Origin of the sequence: Trinickia dinghuensis (genome assembly GCF_003367175.1) — a bacterium.
Taxonomy (GTDB): domain Bacteria; phylum Pseudomonadota; class Gammaproteobacteria; order Burkholderiales; family Burkholderiaceae; genus Trinickia; species Trinickia dinghuensis.
Genome location: NZ_QRGA01000015.1, coordinates 242,831 through 260,371, shown reverse-complemented (window position 1 = coordinate 260,371; position 17,541 = coordinate 242,831). Strand labels below are relative to the sequence as shown.

The 17,541-nt window shown below is 63.9% G+C and carries 14 protein-coding genes; 11 read left to right on the top strand and 3 right to left on the bottom strand.

Annotation, left to right across the window (positions count from 1 at the left end; all coding sequences use genetic code 11):
- From DWV00_RS24995 to DWV00_RS24975, 5 genes are all read left to right on the top strand, one after another.
- The coding region (locus DWV00_RS24995) for a DUF2334 domain-containing protein (protein WP_115536321.1) at positions 1–1,594 on the top strand (1,594 nt) is incomplete at its 5' end.
- A gap of 225 nt (positions 1,595–1,819) precedes the next feature.
- A complete protein-coding gene (gene wecB, locus DWV00_RS24990; protein ID WP_115536282.1) occupies positions 1,820–3,034 on the top strand; it encodes a non-hydrolyzing UDP-N-acetylglucosamine 2-epimerase in 1,215 nt (404 codons plus the stop codon).
- 103 nt (positions 3,035–3,137) lie between these two features.
- Positions 3,138–5,093, top strand: a complete 1,956-nt coding sequence (locus DWV00_RS24985) for a glycosyl transferase family protein (protein WP_115536281.1) — start codon at positions 3,138–3,140, stop codon at positions 5,091–5,093.
- Positions 5,093–6,784, top strand: coding sequence for an NfrA family protein (locus DWV00_RS24980; RefSeq protein ID WP_115536280.1), 1,692 nt, complete (start codon positions 5,093–5,095; stop codon positions 6,782–6,784). The genes DWV00_RS24985 and DWV00_RS24980 overlap by 1 nt, the downstream gene beginning before the upstream one ends.
- A gap of 27 nt (positions 6,785–6,811) precedes the next feature.
- On the top strand, positions 6,812–7,702 hold the full coding sequence (locus tag DWV00_RS24975) for an alpha-amylase family protein (RefSeq protein WP_220274732.1): 891 nt from the start codon (positions 6,812–6,814) through the stop codon (positions 7,700–7,702).
- An 18-nt stretch (positions 7,703–7,720) separates the two neighbouring features.
- On the opposite strand, the gene DWV00_RS24970 is transcribed toward DWV00_RS24975, so the two are convergent.
- Positions 7,721–8,629: a hypothetical protein gene (locus DWV00_RS24970; RefSeq protein ID WP_115536279.1), complete on the bottom strand. Its 909-nt coding sequence runs from the start codon at positions 8,627–8,629 to the stop codon at positions 7,721–7,723.
- Positions 8,630–8,928: 299 nt separating this feature from the next.
- Entirely contained in the window at positions 8,929–9,834 is a 906-nt protein-coding gene (locus tag DWV00_RS24965; protein WP_115536278.1) for a dihydrodipicolinate synthase family protein, read from the bottom strand.
- Between the two features lie 192 nt (positions 9,835–10,026).
- Between DWV00_RS24965 and DWV00_RS34700 the strand changes: the two genes are divergently transcribed.
- From DWV00_RS34700 to DWV00_RS24940, 6 genes are all read left to right on the top strand, one after another.
- Positions 10,027–11,013: a 4-hydroxyproline epimerase gene (locus tag DWV00_RS34700; protein ID WP_245965027.1), complete on the top strand. Its 987-nt coding sequence runs from the start codon at positions 10,027–10,029 to the stop codon at positions 11,011–11,013.
- Positions 11,010–12,140 carry an NAD(P)/FAD-dependent oxidoreductase gene (locus tag DWV00_RS24960; RefSeq protein WP_245965021.1) on the top strand — a complete coding sequence of 377 codons (1,131 nt, stop codon included), beginning with the start codon at positions 11,010–11,012 and terminating at the stop codon, positions 12,138–12,140. The genes DWV00_RS34700 and DWV00_RS24960 overlap by 4 nt, the downstream gene beginning before the upstream one ends.
- Positions 12,130–12,414 (top strand): (2Fe-2S)-binding protein, encoded by a 285-nt coding sequence (locus tag DWV00_RS24955; RefSeq protein ID WP_115536276.1) that lies wholly within the window; start codon positions 12,130–12,132, stop codon positions 12,412–12,414. The genes DWV00_RS24960 and DWV00_RS24955 overlap by 11 nt, the downstream gene beginning before the upstream one ends.
- Positions 12,411–13,691, top strand: coding sequence for an NAD(P)/FAD-dependent oxidoreductase (locus DWV00_RS24950; RefSeq protein ID WP_115536275.1), 1,281 nt, complete (start codon positions 12,411–12,413; stop codon positions 13,689–13,691). The genes DWV00_RS24955 and DWV00_RS24950 overlap by 4 nt, the downstream gene beginning before the upstream one ends.
- Positions 13,692–13,746: 55 nt before the next feature.
- Entirely contained in the window at positions 13,747–14,517 is a 771-nt protein-coding gene (locus DWV00_RS24945) for an AraC family transcriptional regulator (RefSeq protein WP_115536319.1), read from the top strand.
- A 291-nt stretch (positions 14,518–14,808) separates the two neighbouring features.
- On the top strand, positions 14,809–16,236 hold the full coding sequence (locus DWV00_RS24940; protein ID WP_115536274.1) for a hypothetical protein: 1,428 nt from the start codon (positions 14,809–14,811) through the stop codon (positions 16,234–16,236).
- Between the two features lie 10 nt (positions 16,237–16,246).
- Here the strand turns inward: DWV00_RS24940 and DWV00_RS24935 are convergent, their stop codons facing one another.
- Complete coding sequence (locus tag DWV00_RS24935; RefSeq protein WP_115536273.1) at positions 16,247–17,533, bottom strand: NAD(P)/FAD-dependent oxidoreductase; 1,287 nt, start codon at positions 17,531–17,533, stop codon at positions 16,247–16,249.
- Between the last annotated feature and the right edge of the window lie 8 nt (positions 17,534–17,541).

The following is a 17,541-nucleotide window of genomic DNA, read 5'->3' as shown; positions in this document are numbered from 1 at the left end:
GACGGTGCCGGTGACGGCACGCGCCCAGGCGACCACCGCGAGCACGCTCATCCTCTACGACAACCCGCCGAACGATCCGTATTCGAAACTGGGCTTGATGTACGCGATCATGCTGCGCAACCTGCTCGGGCATTTCAATACGACGGTCACGATCGAGCCTGTGCAGAACTACACGGCGGGCCAGATCGGCAGCACGACGGCGACGTTCTATATCGGCGACTACTACAACAACACGCTGCCCACGGCGTTCATGAGCGACGTGATGACCGCGAAGAACACCGTGGTCTGGTTCAAGTACAACCTCTGGGAACTCGCCTGGAATACGGCCTATACGTTCACGCAGACCTACGGCATCAACTTTCTCGGTCTGGCCGGCTTGAACGCGACGCCTTCGTCGAGCAATCCGACTCCGGGTTTCTACGACACGGTGACCTACAAGAACATGTCGATGGTGAAGTACTACGCGTACGACTCGACAACGGGCACAGTCGACGCCGATCCCGACGTTGGCCTGACCTCGGTGGCCAATGCGGCACTCGCGCAATCGCTCGTCACGATCACGAACAGCAAGACGGGTGCGACGGCGCCTTACGTGATTCGTTCCGGCAACTTCTGGTACTTCGCCGATATGCCGTTCTCGTACATCGGGCCGACGGACCGGTATCTCGTGATCTGCGACATGCTGCACGACATCCTCAATGACGGTGCGGCCACGAACCATCGCGCGATCGTGCGGCTCGAGGATCTCGACGCCTATACGACGACGAGTTCGATGCAGCAACTGAGCAACTATCTGTACGGCCTGAAGATTCCGTTCACGATGGCGACGATCCCGCTCTATACGGATCCGAACGGCTACTACAACGGCGGCGTGCCCGAAACGATCCATCTCGCGCAGGCCACGGGATTGAAGTCGTCTCTGAACTACGCGCTCAAGCACGGCGGTTCGATCGTCATGCACGGCTATACGCACCAGTACGATTCGACGCCGAACGTGCAGAACGCGGTATCGGGCAACGACTACGAGTTCTGGTATGCCGTGCAGAACCGGCCGGTCGACGAAGACTCGGAGCAATGGGCTGAAGGGCGGATGCAGGACGGCTTGCAGGAGTTCACGAGCAACGGCTACAAGGTTGCCGGCTGGGGGGCCCCGCAATACCAGATGTCGCCGCTCGCCTCGCAAGCCGCCGCCGCGGAGTTCACGACGTCGTATCAGCGAGCCGTCTACTACACGGCGACGGATCCGCAGCTCGGCACCGGTGCGGCCAATCAGGACTTCTCGGCAGGCCAGTTCTTCCCGTACATCATCAACAAGGACTACTACGGGGAGCGCATCGTTCCCGAGAACCTCGGCAGCATCCAATACAACATCTGCAATATCGATCCGTTCTCGTGTGTTGCTTACACGTGGCAGCAGGTGCTGACGAATGCGCAATACGCCTTGGTCGTGCGGGACGGTTTCGCCTCGTTCTTCTTCCACCCGTATTGGCTCGAGCCCGGTCTGGGCGTGCCCGCGATGAGCGATTTCAAGAGCCTCGTATCGGGAGTCACGAAGCTCGGCTACACGTGGGTGGACGCAACGACGGCCAAGTGAAGGAGGGTATCGGCATCGGTAGTGCGAGCGCGCCGTCGGCGCGTTCGCACGGTGAATGCGGCGCTTTCGAGCGGACGCTGTGAGGTAACTCCCACAGACACCGCAAGTGACGTTCCTTTATTGTCGGAGCGCGTTGCAAGGGTTTTGCAAGCAAACGGCATGCGGCCGGTGAACGTACCTGGTACCCGGCAGGGAACGGCATTTGCCAAATCAACGGGGCAAACAATGAAGAAGGTTTTAACGGTATTCGGCACGCGGCCCGAGGCAATCAAGATGGCGCCGCTTGTGAAGGCACTGGCCGACGAAGAAGAGATCGATGCGAAGGTCTGTGTGACTGCTCAGCATCGTCAAATGCTCGATCAAGTATTGGAACTGTTCGAGATCGTTCCCGACTACGATCTCGACATGATGCGCGAAGGGCAAACGCTCGGCGATTTGACCTCTGGGATTTTGCAGTCGATCGGAACGGTCTACGACGAATGGCGGCCCGACGCGGTGCTCGTGCATGGCGATACGACGACGACGCTGGCCGCGAGCCTCGCGGCGTTCTACCGCTATATTCCCGTCGGGCACGTGGAAGCAGGGCTGCGCACCGGCAACGTTTGGTCGCCCTGGCCCGAGGAGTTGAACCGGCGCGTCACCGACGCCGTTGCGTCCTGGCTCTTCGCGCCGACAGAACAAGCGAAGCACAATCTGTTCAGCGAAGGGGCGCCGGCTTCCCAGGTGATCTTGACCGGCAATACGGTGATCGATGCATTGGTGGAGGTCAAACGCAAGCTCGATCGCGATACCGCGCTTGCCGACGCGATCGCCGCTCGCTATCCGTTTCTCGATCCTTCGCGCCGTTTGATTCTTGTCACGGGGCATAGGCGCGAAAGCTTCGGCGAGCCATTCAAGAATTTCTGCGAAGCCTTGCGGCAAATCGCGCTCAAGTACGACGACGTGCAACTCGTCTATCCGGTTCACTTGAATCCGAACGTGCGCGCACCCGTGAACGCCGTGCTCCGCGATCAGCCGAACGTGCATCTGATCGATCCTCAGGACTACTTACCGTTCGTCTATTTGATGTCGAAGGCTTATTTGATCATCACGGACTCGGGCGGGATTCAAGAGGAGGCCCCGGCGCTCGGAAAACCCGTGCTCGTCACGCGCGAAACGACGGAGCGGCCGGAAGCCGTGCGCGCGGGGACCGCCCGGCTCGTCGGCACGCATACGGAGAGGATCGTGTCGGAAGTGCGCGGCCTACTCGACGACCGAAGCCAATACGTCGCCATGGCGCACGCGAACAATCCCTATGGCGACGGGCGGGCGAGCGAGCGGATCGTGCAAGCGCTGCTGAACGTTCCGGCGACGTTCTCGGCGATGACCCTTGCGGCACCGGCTCCCATTCCGTTGCACAACGCGATTGCGTCAGGGCTGCAAGCGTTGCGCTCCGCTTGAAACGAGGTGGTGCGAGATGCCAGCAGTGTGGTGCGACGTACGGTGATCGGTCGACGTTCACCGCACGATGTCAGCGCGATGATCAAAAATCGGCCGATCGAAAATGCACGATATATCAGCATGGGGTTCTTATCTGTCCGTCCTGAACGCCGTCGCGATGGCGACGGCGTTCATCATCTTCATCAGCACGATGGATGATTTGTTTTTGGACGGATATTACTGGCTATTCCAATTCAAGCGCCTATTGCGCGGCGAATCGAACGAGAGCGTCGATGCACAGGCGCTGCGCGAGCTCGACGAACAGTACCTCGCGATCATGGTGCCGGCGTGGAAGGAATACGACGTCATCGCGAAGATGATCGACAACACGCTGGCGACGATGGAGTACGAGCGCTACATCATATTCGCCGGGACCTATCACAACGATGCGGAAACGACAGCCGAAGTCGAGCGGATGGTGCGGCGCCATCCGGGCCGCGTCGTGCGCGCGACGGTCCTCAACGACGGGCCCACGTGCAAGGCTGATTGCTTGAACTGGATCATCGGCGCCATCCGCCGCTACGAAACCACGCATCACATCGAGTTCGCGGGCGTGATCATGCACGACTGCGAGGATGTGATTCACCCGATCGAGCTGAAGTACTTCAACTATGCGATCAGGGATAACGATCTAGTGCAGTTGCCGGTGCTGTCGCTGCCGCGGAAGTGGAACGAGTTCGTGGCCGGCACGTACATGGACGATTTCAGCGAAACGCACCAAAAGGACATTCCGTCGCGGCAGATGCTGACGGGCATCGTGCCCGGTGCGGGCGTGGCGTCGTGCTACAGCCGGCGTGCGATCGAGGCCGTGTCCGAAGAGCGGGGCGGCAAGCCGTTCAATACGTCGACGCTGACGGAAGACTACGATTTCAGTTTTCGGCTGCGCGAGCTCGGCATGCGCGAGATGTTCGCTCGCTTTCCGATTGCCGAGGTCATGCGCGAGCAAGTGCGCAAGCATCGGCAGCGCGTGGCGAGCGCACGCAACCTGCTCGCCACGCGGGAATATTTCCCGAGCACGCTGCGCACGGCCTATCGGCAGCGCACGCGTTGGATTCTCGGCATCTCTTTTCAAGGGTGGCAGCAACTCGGCTGGCGCGGCAGTTGGCGCGACCGCTACATGTTCTTCCGCGATCGCAAGGGGATGGTCACGTCGATCGTTTCGATCGTCGCGTATGCCGTGCTGATCAACTATGTGGCGGTGGCTGGACTGCGCGCGGCCGGGGTCGCCCCGCCGGGAACGCAGGGCGAGGGGCTCGTGGGCGGCACGCTCGCTCCGTTGTTGGCGATCAACACGGTATTGCTCGTGCTCAGGCTCAGCGAGCGCTTCTACTTCGTCGCGAAGCTGAATGGCGTATTGCAAGGTGCGCTGTCGCTGCCTCGCATGTTCGTCAACAACCTGATCAACTTCCTGGCGGTATGCCGGGCGTGGCGCATCTTCGTCAACCATCTCATCACGGGCAAGCCGATCGCCTGGGACAAGACGAGCCACACCTACCTCTCGAACGATCAACTGGGTAAAGCGCGGCGCAAGCTCGGCGAGATTCTCGTCGAGTGGGGCGTCGCGACCGTCGCGCAAATCGAGGAGCATCTGGCGCGGCAAGCCGAGTGCGGCAAGCGGCTCGGTGAATTGCTGCTCGAGGGCGACGCCGTGAGCGCCGAGACGCTCGCCGACGCGCTGGCGGAGCAAGCGGAACTGCCGCGCGTGAGCCTGGCCAATTTGGTAGTCGGGCATTTCAATGCGGCGTTCACGCTCGAGCTGCAGCGAGCCTATCGGGCCGTGCCGTTTTCGATGGCCGACGACGGGACCTTGAACGTCGCCGTCGGCAGCCCGCTGACCGACGACGAGAAAGAGACGATCAAGCGCGCGACGAACTGCAACGTGGCGTACTTCGTCGCGAGCGATGCCGAGATCGCGGCCGAACTCGCGCGTCATGCGCGGCGTTCCGATCTCGATCGCGGCAACGATACGACATTGCCGACGCGCCGTGCCGCGCCGCCGGCTCAATCGGGGGAATCCTAATGAAACGCGCACGATCCAAGCGATCGGGGCGCCTTCCGGGGATCGTGCGTACGAGCGGGCTCGCGGCTATCGCGGTGCTCGCGCTGCACGTGAACATGGCATGGGCGCAACCGGAAAAGCTGACGCCGCGCGCCTACCGGCTTGCCGATGCGGCGTACAAGGCGATTGCGGCCGGCGACTTGCCGAGCGCCGAAGACTACGCCGCCCGCGCGGTCAAAGTCCAGCCGTCGAGCTTGCAGTTGGAGCTGCTGCTGCTCGACGTCTATTTGCGCGAGGGCAAGATCGAACAGGCCGATCAGCAAGCCGACTCCTTGCTCGCTCGCTATCCGAACGACGGCAACGTCCTCGCGCAGCACGGCTTCCTCGAGCAGAGGCAGCAGCGATACGAGGAGGCGGTGACCGACTTCGCCGCGGCACTCGACAAGGGTAGCTGGGACGCGGCGCAGCAGCGCAATCTGCGGCTTGCCTGGGCCGATAGCGCCATGATGGCGCACGAGCCCGATCAAGCCGGCAAGGCATTGGCGCCGATCGAAAGCGATCCCGACGTCGCGGTTCAACTGCGCGTCGCGCAACTCCGGCTGCGCAACGGCGATCATCCGGGCGCGCTTGCGGCGGCGCAGCTCGCGCAAGCCAATGCGGTGACCGACGACGACAAGAAAAGCGCGGCGTCGTTGATCGAGTATGCGAAGCAAACGCCGCCCGATCCGCGCGACGAGGAAGCGCAAAAGACGCTGCAGCAGGCGTACGACCTCTTGCGCGAAAACAAGGATAGCGAAGCGCTCACGGAATTTCAGAAGGGCTTCGCGTTGGGCGGCGGTAAAGCCGGCAACTATGCCGATGCGGGCTATGCGGCCAAGCGTATCGGGGACAACGATGAAGCCGTGAAACTATTCGAAACGAGCCTCGATGCCGACGATCACGAGCATGCGTTCGACGAGCAGCGGCGCTTCGGCTATCGCCGCGAGGTGGAACAACTCGAGCGGACGTGGGGCTTCGTCGTCAGCTTGCCGTATCAGGTCTCGGCGTTCTCGTATCAAGGCACGGTCGACGTGCTGCAGCCGGGGATCGAGGCGTATTGGCAGCCGCCGAAGATCGGCTATCAAAACGGGCGCATCCTGCAGTTCTTCATGCGAGCCTACGGCACGGCGTACGACGGATCGGGCAACGTGACGGGCCTGCCGACACTGCAAGGCTCGATCGGTGCGCGCTATAAACCGCTCGTCGATCAGAACCTCGTGCTGAGTGCGGAACGTCTCGTCCGCTTGGGGAATCAATCGCAAAACGATTGGTTGGCGCGCCTCGGCTATTCTTCGGAAGCCGGTACCGACATGCAAGTGGCCGAACCGAGTTGGCGCAGCTGGCAACTCTACGCCGAAGCCGACTATTTCGTTCATCAAGGCCGTTACATTTTGTATTCTCAGTTTCGGTATGGACACACTTGGGCGCTGACGTCGATCAGCGATCACCTAACGGTTTACCCTCATGTAGCGCTCGTTTTCGATCACGATAGCAAGGAAGTCAACCAGACTGCGATCGGCATTGGCCCGGGCGTACAGTTTCGCTTCTGGTTCCGCGAGAGCCGCTACAGTGCTCCGGCGAGCTGGGCCGACCTGACGGTGCAATATCACTTCCCGCTGACGTCCGCGGCGCGCTCGCGCGGCGTCCTCGCGCAATTGACGCTGTGGTACTGACGGACTGGGGCCGTATCGGAGGAGGGGATGTCGTTGCTCGGGCGAGGGCGGCCGAGGCTTTGGATACGTTTCGCGCTGCTGACGATCGCATGCAGTCTGCTTGCGATGGTGGGCGCGTGTGCCGACATGCCGCGCGATAGCCGTGTGCAAGGCGTGGTCTGGCAGGTCGACAACGCCACGGCCCGGCCCACCGGCGATTGGCATCTGCTCGGCGTGCATCAGCTGCTGGTGCAATGGACCGTCGTGGACGACACCTCGTTCGTGGCGAACGCCGGGTTGCCGACGGCGGCGAATCTGCCCGACTGGGCTCGGATCGGCCGTGAACCCTGGGCAAGCGACGTCGTGCTCGGTCTAGCCGGCTATGCCGACGAAAAGCGCGCACGCGCCCATGTCGATAAGCTCGTGCGCGAGTCGGAGCAGGTTGCCCGCGTGCCGTTGCCGCTGCATGTGACCGGGTACTACTTCCCCGTCGAAGTCGATCCGACGTGGGGCGATGCGCCCAAGCTCGGTGCGATGCTGAGCGCGATGCCGCGTCCTTTGTGGATTTCGGTGTACGACCGCTCGAACGTCGGCGGCAAGACGCTGGCCGATTGGCTCGCGTCGTGGCTGCCCGGCGATGTCGGCGTTTTCTTTCAAGACGGCTGCGGCGTCTATGCGCGCGGACCGCTGGTGGCCCGTCAATATCTTGATGCGCTGTCGGAGCGGCTAGGCCACGATCGCGTCCGCGTCATCGCCGAGGCGTTTCGCCCGAGCGAGCACGGCGGCTTTCGTCCCGCGACCGCCGGCGAGCTGCGGGAGCAGCTCGCGGCGTATCAGGGGTACTTCACCTACCTGTTCGATGGGCCGCATTACGTGTCCGATGAACTGGTCAGGACTTTGGCGCCCCGCGCCGCGGAGCGGCACGGGATGAGCCCTTGATTGGATGACGATGGTGCATCACTGCGGGGCTTTCAGGGGGAGGACGGTGTTGCGAAGCAGTTGGAAGTACTTGCTCGTCGAGTACGGGAGCATTTCCTCTGCGTAATACCACCAGAAGAATCCGCCGATGAACTTCGGATCGTTCAGGGTATCGACCATCGGATAGTACGTGCTCATCAGGTTCGATTGAACCGACCACGGTGCCGACGTGTCCGACGTGCCGATTTCGCCGAAGCCGACCTTGGCATTCGGGAACAGGCTTTCGAGCGTCGAGAAGTCGCTCTTCCACGAGGGTTTCAGGTCCGGGCAATCCTGGTACGGGTAGTAGCTGAACAGCGCATAGTCGGCGCCGTTACGCACGGTGGACGACAGGAACTGCGTCGGCCAGGTGCGCCAGTTGTCCATCGGCAGCTCCCAGCAGTTGTTGCCCGACGGATCCTGGTTGTAGTACATCGTCACGGCCACTTTGCCGCCCGCACCCTTCACGATATTGTAGGCGGATTGAACCATCTGGCCGATCTGCTGCTCTTCGGGCGTGGCGGCCGACGTCGGGCCGTTCTCATCCGGCCGAAGCCATTCACCATTGATTTCGTTCGCGATTTCCCACACGTCGACGTTTGAGCCGAGCGTCGAGACGAGCTCTTGCGTTCGCGCCGTGTAGTTCGACAAAGTCGTCGGGAAATAATACGAATCGTAGAGTTCGCCCATCACGTAGGCGTACTGATGCAGCTTGACGATGTAGGGGTAGTAGTCGGCTGCCGACGTGCCCGGATCGAACACCACCCGGACGGTCGGGCGGTAGGGCAAATTCTGCAGGGAGGCGATGATCGCATTGAACTTCGAAAGATCGTCGAGAGTCACCCCGTAGATCGGAGCTTTCGGCGTTTCGACCTGCGCGTGCGCAGATTGTGCGAAGGGAAAGTACATTGCGCAGCTAAGCAGCGCGGAAGCGGCGAGTTTGGAGAATGTTTTATATCGTCTGAACGTCACTGTTCTTCCTTGGATCAGGTTGAAGGAAGCGCGATGTTACATGGAAATAAATACTAATTATCCGACGATAGACGATGATTCGTGTGAGGAACGAGGGGGTGAAAACGTTGTCGATGCAACGATCCGCCGCTCGAAAATAGCGGCGGATGTGTCGTAAAAAGACGAGAGTTTGGCGCTCGAAGTGAGCGGGGCAGGCGTAGAGAAGCGGCGTTGAAAGCCGCTTCGGCGGGGGAGGCTTAGACCTTCGGCAATGGGGGCCGAGATTCGATAGCATTCCTAATCAATTGCTCGACCGCATTGCGTTCTTCGCCGGCAAGCGGCAGCCGAGGCGGACGTACCGGCTCGGTGCCGAGACCGACGATCGCTTCCGCGAGCTTGATGTTTTGAACGAGCTTGGACGAGACGTCGAGCGCGAGCAGCGGGGCGAACCAGCGGTAGATCGTGCGGGCTTCCTCGATGCGTCCTGCCTGCACGAGGCGGTAAATCGCAACCGTTTCGTGCGGAAACGCACAGACGAGTCCGGCAACCCAGCCGTGCGCGCCCATCAGCATCGCTTCCATGGCGAGATTGTCCACGCCGCAGAAGATCGCGTAACGCTCGCCCACGACGTTGAACAAGTCGGTCACGCGCCGGACGTCGCCGCACGATTCCTTGATCGCGACGAGCTTCGGTTCGTCGGCGATTTCCTTGAACATGTCGGGCGTCATGTCGACGCCGTAAGCCAGCGGGTTGTTGTAGACCATGATCGGCAACGGGCTGGCGTCGGCGACCATGCGGAAGTGATTGATCGTTTCGCGGCGGTCCGACAGGTAGCGCAGGCCCGGCAGGACCATGTAGCCCGCGGCGCCGTGCTTCGCGGCGCGCTCGGCTTGGCGGCATCCTTCGAGGGTGCTGTCTTCGGCGATCGTCAGCAGCACGGGCACGCGGCCGCGGGCGGCTTCGACGCCGATGTCGAGGACTTCGAGCTTTTCGTCGAGCGAGAGCGTCGAGGCTTCGCCGAGGGAGCCGCAGACGATGATGCCGTCCGCGCCCGCATCGATTTGCGCTTCGATGTTTTTCTTCGTCCAAGCGCGGTCTATGCTGAAATCTTCGTGAAACTTCGTCGTGACGGCGGGCATGACGCCTTGCCAGACTGGTGCCATTTCGGTATCTCCGGAAGCGGTCGATGAGAACAATGCCAGCGCAGTTTAGGCCGGCACCTCGAAGGCGTCTTGCGCCGTTCGCGCATCCTCGATGACGATTTCGGCATAGCTTGGAAGATCGCGCGGAGTATGCCGAAATCGGCATGCGCGGCGCGCACCGGCGCCAAGACGCGGCGGCCGGGCGTTCCTACCATTGGCGGCATGAAAACCATCCACATCATCGATTCCCATACAGGCGGCGAACCGACGCGTCTCGTGATCGCGGGCGGCCCCGACCTCGGAAGCGGCCCGCTCGCCGAGCGGCTCGAAATCCTGCGTACGCGCCACGACGATTGGCGCGCGAGCGTCGTGACCGAGCCGCGCGGTTCTGAAGTCATCGTCGGCGCGCTGCTCTGCGAACCGTTCGATCCGACGTGTACCGCGGGCGTGATCTTTTTCAACAACGTGGGCTATCTCGGGATGTGCGGGCACGGCACGATCGGGCTCGTCGCTTCGCTGGCCTACATGGGACGGCTCGCCCCAGGGCGTCACCGCATCGAGACGCCGGTCGGCATCGTCGAAGCGACGCTCAATGACGACGGCAGCGTATCGGTGTGCAACGTGCCGGCTTATCGCTATCGGCACGACGTCGCCGTGGACGTGCCGGGCGTCGGCCGAATCCAGGGCGACGTCGCTTGGGGCGGCAATTGGTTCTTCCTCGTCGCGGATCACGGCCACACGCTCGAACCGTCGCGCATCGGCGAATTGACGGCGTTCACGCACGAGATTAGAGAAGCCTTGATCGCGCAGGGCGTGACGGGCGTCGATGGCGCGCTCATCGACCACATCGAGCTGTTCGCGCCGGGCGATGCGGCCGGCGTCGACAGCCGCAACTTCGTGCTGTGTCCGGGCGACGCGTACGATCGCTCGCCTTGCGGCACGGGTACGAGCGCGAAGCTTGCATGTCTCGCGGCCGACGGCAAGCTGGCGCCCGATGCTTCTTGGCGTCAGCAAAGCATCGTCGGCAGCGTCTTCGAAGGACGATATGCGCCGCTCGATTCGGCCGAGGGGTTGCCGCCCGGCACCCGCGCGATCGTTCCGACGATTACGGGCCGCGCCTATGTCATGGCCGAGGGAAAGCTGTTGTTCGAGGCGGCCGATCCGTTCGCCGCCGGCATTCCGAGCACGCGTCCGGCATGACTGCCGACGTCGTCGTGATCGGCGCGGGTATCGTCGGCGCGGCGTGTGCCGCGGAGCTGGCCGCGCAAGGCATGACCGTCGAAGTGCTCGACGCGGTGGGCATCGGCGGCGGCGCGACGGCGGCCGGCATGGGCCATATCGTCGTCATGAACGACTCGCCGGCCGAACTCGCGTTGAGCCGCTATTCGCGTGAGCTTTGGCTCGAACTGGCGCCGTCGCTGCGAGCGGCCGATGCGTTCTCGCGTTGCGGCACGGTATGGGTCGCGGCGGATGGCGAAGAGTGGGAAGCGGCGTGCGAACTGCAACGCGCATTCGCCGGCAGCGGCGTCAAGACGGAGCTGCTCGATGCCGCGGCGCTGCACGAGTGCGAGCCCTCGCTCGCCGTGCCGATGGCCGGCGGCCTGATCGTGCCGGACGACTCGATCGTGTATGCGCCGCGTGCCGCGCAGTGGCTGCTCGAACATTCGCCGGGTGCCCGCAACATTCGCGTGCGGCTAGGATGCGAAGTGACGGCGCTCGCAACAGGCGAGGCGCGGCTGGCGAGCGGCGAGACGGTGAGCGGCGGCTTGATCATCGTTGCCAATGGACTGTTCGCGCAACGGCTCGTGCCGGGGCTGCCGATCGTCCCGAAGAAGGGGCATCTCTTGATCACCGATCGTTACCCCGGCTACCTCCATCATCAAGTGCTCGAGCTCGGGTACATCAAGAGCGCGCATCAGACCGAAGGCGCGTCGGTCGCCTTCAACGCGCAGCCGAGGCCGACGGGGCAGGTGCTGCTCGGCTCCTCGCGTCAGTTCGACACGCTCGATCCGGCCGCCGAATGGCCGGTGCTGGCGCGTATGCTCGAGCGGGCCGCGCGCTATTTGCCGTCGCTGCCGTCGCTCAATGCGATTCGCGCATGGACGGGTTTTCGGGCGGCGACACCGGACGGCCTGCCGATCGTCGGCCCGGCCGGCGACGCGCTGCCGGGCGTGTGGATTGCCGCAGGACACGAGGGGCTCGGTGTCACGACTTCGCTCGCGACAGCCAAACTGCTGGCGGCGCAGATCGCCGGTACGCGCGCGCGGATCGACGCGGCGCCTTATCGAGTCGATCGATTTGCGCAGGAGGCGAGTCATGGCGTATGAAACGGCCGACCGCGCGGCGGTGCCTGTCGTCGTGACGATCGATGGCGTGCCGCTGGAGGTACCCGAGTACACGACTGCCGTGGCGGCGGTATTTCGACGCTACGGCGTGCGGGGCACGCGCGTCTCGGTGGGCGGGCAGCCGCGTGCCGCGCTTTGTGCGATGGGCGTTTGTCAGGAATGTCGAATGACGATCGACGGACGCGCTCACGTACTGGCTTGTCAAACGATTTGCCGCGACGGGATGACGATCCGCACGGAAGGCGCACCCTCATGAAAGCGAAATTCGATCTCGTCGTCGTTGGCGCGGGGCCGGCCGGGCTGGCCGCGGCACGCGCTGCCGCGCAGGGTGGCATGACGATTGCCGTGGTCGACGACAATCCGCGAGCGGGCGGGCAGATCTGGCGTCAAGGCCCGGGTGTCGCGATGCCCGGTGCGCTGCGCGAGTCGCTTGCCGATTTGATCGGGCGCGCCAACGTGACGTTCTACAACGGCGCGAAAATCTCGGCGTTGAACGACCTCGGTGAAATGATCATCGAGTCGGCGGCATCCGGCGGGATGTCGATTTCGTTCGGACAACTGATCATTGCCTCGGGCGCGCGCGAGCGATTGCTGCCGTTCGCCGGATGGACGTTGCCGGGCGTGACGGGGGCGGGCGCGCTGCAAGCGCTGATCAAAGGCGGTATGCCGGTGCGTGGCGAACGCGTCGTGCTCGCGGGCAGCGGGCCCCTGCTCATTGCCGCGCTGGCGACGGCGCGCGCGGCGGGTGCGAACGTGATCGCATGTGTCGAGCAAGCGCCGTGGCGCGCCATTGCGTCGTTCGGCATCTCGCTCGGCGCGACGCCTTCGAAAGCTTGGCAAGCAATGCGTTTGACGCGCGGTTTCGCCGGCACGCGCTACTGGGCCGATAGCGTCGTCACGCAGGCGCTCGGCGACGATCGCGTGGAAGCGGCCGTCGTGCGCCGCGGCGGACGGGATGTGAAGCTCGAATGCGACCGTATCGCGTGCGGCTACGGACTCGTTCCGAATGTTTCGCTCGCGCAGATGGCCGGATGCGCGTTGGCGCGGGGAGCGGTCGAAGTCGACGATCTGCAGCGCACATCCGTGCGCGGTATCTGGGCGGCGGGCGAGTGCACGGGAATCGGCGGGATGGAACTGGCGCGCGCCGAAGGCGAAATCGCGGGGCTTGCCGCCTGCGGCCGGCCGGTGCCCGCGCAACTGATCCGCGAGCGCGATCGTTGGCGACGCTTTGCGCAGCGAGTGGCGCGCGCGTTCGAACTCGGCGCGCGTGCGCGTGCCTGGCCTAGCGCGGAGACGATCCTTTGCCGCTGCGAGGACGTGGCATTCGGCGACGTATCGGCGCATGCGACTTGGCGCGATGCGAAGCTGCACACGCGCTGCGGGATGGGGCCTTGCCAAGGGCGCATTTGCGGCGCGGCCGTCCAGACCTACTTCGGCTGGGACGCGGCGATGCCGCGGCCTCCGCTCGCTCCGACCGGCATCGGCGCGCTCTTGGAGGCGCAGTCACAGTCGAAGAACGACGCTCGCCTATAATCGATGCGCTTTGCGCGGCGCATGTCTGCCGCGCCGTTCTCAGCGCCTCGTGACGATGCCACCGACGATTCCCTTTCCGCCCATGCCCGCCGCCGAAACGCTAGCCGACATGCTGCCGTATTACGCGCAGCTTGAACCGGTGCTCGATGCGTTGCCCGACCTGGTCTTCTTCGTGAAGGACCGCGAGGCGCGCTATGCGCTCGTCAATCGCACGCTGGCGACGCGTTGCGGCTGCAAGGACAAACGCGGGATCGTCGGCAAGACGACCGAGGAAGTTTTTCCGTCGCGCTTCGGCGCCGCCTACATGGAGCAGGATCAATCGATCGTCAACGGCGGCGCATCGATGATCGATCAGCTCGAACTGCATCTCTATCCGGGGCGTCAGCCGGGGTGGTGTTTGACGTCGAAGGTGCCCCTCTTCAACGGTTCGGGGCAGGTCGTCGGAATCGCGGGCGCGTCGCGCGACTTGAAAGCCAACGAGCGGACGCACCCTGCCTATTCGAAGCTGGCCGAGGTGGTTCAGTACATTCAGGAAAACTATGTGCAGCCGCTCAATTTGACGCATCTGGCGCAAATGGCCGGGATGTCGGTTGCACAACTCGAAAGATATTTTCATAAGGTTTTTCATTTGACGCCACGTCAGGTGCTGTTGAAAACGCGGCTCGACGCGGCGACGGCATTACTTGCATCGAATGACAAAGTTACCGATGTCGCGGCCCTTTGCGGGTACACGGATCACAGTGCGTTCACCCGCCAATTCAAGGCTACCGTCGGCGTCACGCCCAGCGAATATAGGATGCTGCTGCACGGCACGCTGCCGCGATGACACCGTGCGCCTCGTGAAAGGCATTGCGTGCACGGTCTTTGCTCTTTAATTGGCGTCGAAACCGATTGGCATTGAGCCACGAACTTCTGGCCGATTTGGCTGGCGCGAAAATGCCACGTCGGCTTGACGCATGGGGGCCGCTGAACGATAGTGGGCCACTGATTCGATTCGATTGACGATCATGGACAAACTTTTCCGTCGAATCGAGCGGTTAATCGCGCTTGCACCGGCGAGCGCGCATTCGAGGCGAGGCGCAATGTCTGCTTCGTCCGCATCGTAGGAGGTGCGGACATGCGCGATCAAACCGCTCGCGAGCAAAAATTTCCGACGGCATGTGCCCGCTGCGGCGGCCGGATTTCGGAACCCGTCGCTTTCTGCCCTCACTGCGGCGCGCATGCGCGCTTCGCGTTGGCAGGCAATGCGGCGCACGACAATGGCACCGACCATGCCGGTTTTTCCGAGCATGCCGGCGGCGAGAGGCGCGAGCCCCGTGGCCCGGCCGCGTCCGCGCGCGCCGAGCCCAGGGCGCCGGCCTACGATTTCGAGGGCGATCTGGATCCGCCGTGGCCCGGCCCGCCCACGCCGCTGTTCGCGTCCCCCGACGGCGACCCCTATCCCTATCCCGGTGGCGGTGCGCGCGCGCGCGCTGCCCATGAAGGGCGCCAATGGGGGCTCAAGGGAGGAACGGCGCTGGTCGTTGCCGCTTTCGTCTTGCTGTACGGCGGCGTGGTAGTCGTGCATCGGTACGACGGCATCTTGCCGCTGCCGCACGAGAACACGTCGAAGTCGGTGGAGGGCTCGATTGCTTCGACTGGAGGCAACGACTCGAGCGCGGCCGCGCCCTCGGATGGCAACGGCAACGCGCCGTCGGGCAGCAATGCGATGCAGCCGCCCGCACCCGTGGCGAACAACGTCGCGCCCGCAGCGCCTTCGGGCGACGACGGCGCGCGGTTGAACGGTTCGTCGTCGAACTCATCGTCGAATAGCAATAGCGTGGCTTCGAACGCCAACGGCATGGGTACGCCGCCTGCGCGGAGGGCCGACGAGTCGACTCCGCCGCCCGGCACGTCGGTCGCTTCGTTGCCGCCGCCTGCCCCGACGATGCAGGCGCAGCCGAACTTCGCGATGCAGTCGCCGCAACAGCCGAGCGCCGCACCGGCGCCGCCGCAAGCGCAGCAGCAGCCCAACGGGCCGGGGAATTCGTATGCCAACGGGCGCTCGCGCGGTTATGCGCCGCGGTCGGCCGAGGGCCGTGTGCCTGGCGCCGATGCGAATGCCGCGTACGCGAACGCGAAGACAAGGCAGCAATATCGGCGCTCGTTGCGCAATGACGTGCAGGCGGAGTCTTCCGGCCGCGAGGCTGCCTATCGCTCGTTAGGCAGCGCGCAAGCGGCGCTTTCGAAGAACGATCTGAGGGGCGCGAGAGCCTCGCTCGATCGCGTGCTGGCGGCGGATCCGAGTAACGGTGAAGCGCAGAGCTTGCGCGAAGAACTCGTTTCGCGCGAGCAGGAACGCGACGTGTCGTTGAGCGCGGCGCACGCTTGCGTCGTCCAGTCGCGTTGGAATTGCGTCTGGCACAACGCCGGCAAGGCGCTCTCGGTCGATGCGAGCAGCACCGAGGCGAAGGCGCTCGTCGATCGCGCGATCGTCGAATCGGGCGCGGCGACGGCACCGGCCGGGCCGGGACCCGACAACGTTCAAGTGCCGATGATCCAGTGATGAGGAGGGGCTATCGGCTTGTACGTTCGGCGATCGCGTCGGCGGTGATTTTGCTTAGATAGGTCAGCTCGGCGGCTGCGAGCCCGATCGCACCGTAGGTCGGTTCGAGGCCAAAGCGGGCGAACGCCGCCGGAACGGGCCGCCCTTCGGCGATGGCCGCCGCGAGCAATTCGCCGGCGGCCGTCGTGGGCGCGACACCGTGTCCGCCGAAGCCCACCGCGTGCCAGATCCCATCCGGGCATTGCCCGATCTGCGGCATCTTGTGCCGCGCGTAGCTCATCAATCCACCCCACGCGTAGTCGAGCTTGACGCCCGTCAACTGCGGATAGACGCGCAGCAAGTCGCGCATCAAGAGGCTCGCGATCTTGCGCGGGTTGCGCTCGAAGATCGAGATGCGTCCGCCCCAGAGAATGCGCGTGTCCGGCAAGGCACGGTAATAGTCGAAGGCGAAGCGCGTATCGTAGACGGCCGAGTCGCAATCGACAGCGTCTTTCAGCCGGGCGCCGAGCGGTTCCGTCGCGACGACATACGTGGCGATGGGCAGCACCGCGCGCTCGACGGGGCGATAGATGCCGCGGGCGTAGCCGCCGCCCGCCATGACGACGTGGCGGGCCGAAATGGAACCGTTGGCAGTCCTCACCAAATATCGATCTTGCTCGCGAGTCACACCGAGTGCCGCACTGTGCTCGTAAATGCGCGCCCCGGCGTCGGTCAGCGCTTGCGCTATACCGAGCGCGTATTTGAGCGGATGGAAATGAAATCCATGCCGCTCGAGCAGGCCGCCGTGATAGCGGTCCGTCTTCAAGCGGTCGCGCATCGCGCTCTTCGAAATCGGCTCCCATTCCACGCCGAACGATTCCCGCATGAGTTTGCGCTGGGCGGCGAGGCTCTCGGGGCGGCCGAACCAATCGGCGAGGATGACGCCGTCATTGACGACATCGCAGGCGATGCCGTGGCGCGCGATGCGCGCGCCGATCAGCTTGACGGCGTCGAGCGTCAAGCGATAAAGCGCACGGGCGTCCGTCGATCCCACTGCGCGCAGCAGGTCGGCGCAATCGAGGCTGTATCCGCCGAAGACGAAGCCGCCGTTACGCCCCGATGCGCCGAAGCCTACGCGCTGAGCATCTAGAACGACGATGTCGCGCATGCCGCGTTCCACGAGCCCGAGCGCCGTGGCGAGCCCCGCGAAGCCTCCGCCGACGATGCAGACCGCGGCTTCTTCTCCGGCAGCCGAGAGTGAAGGCCGCACGGAGCGTTCGACCGTGGCTTCGTAAAAGCTTCGTGCTGCCGCGTGCATGCGTGGGT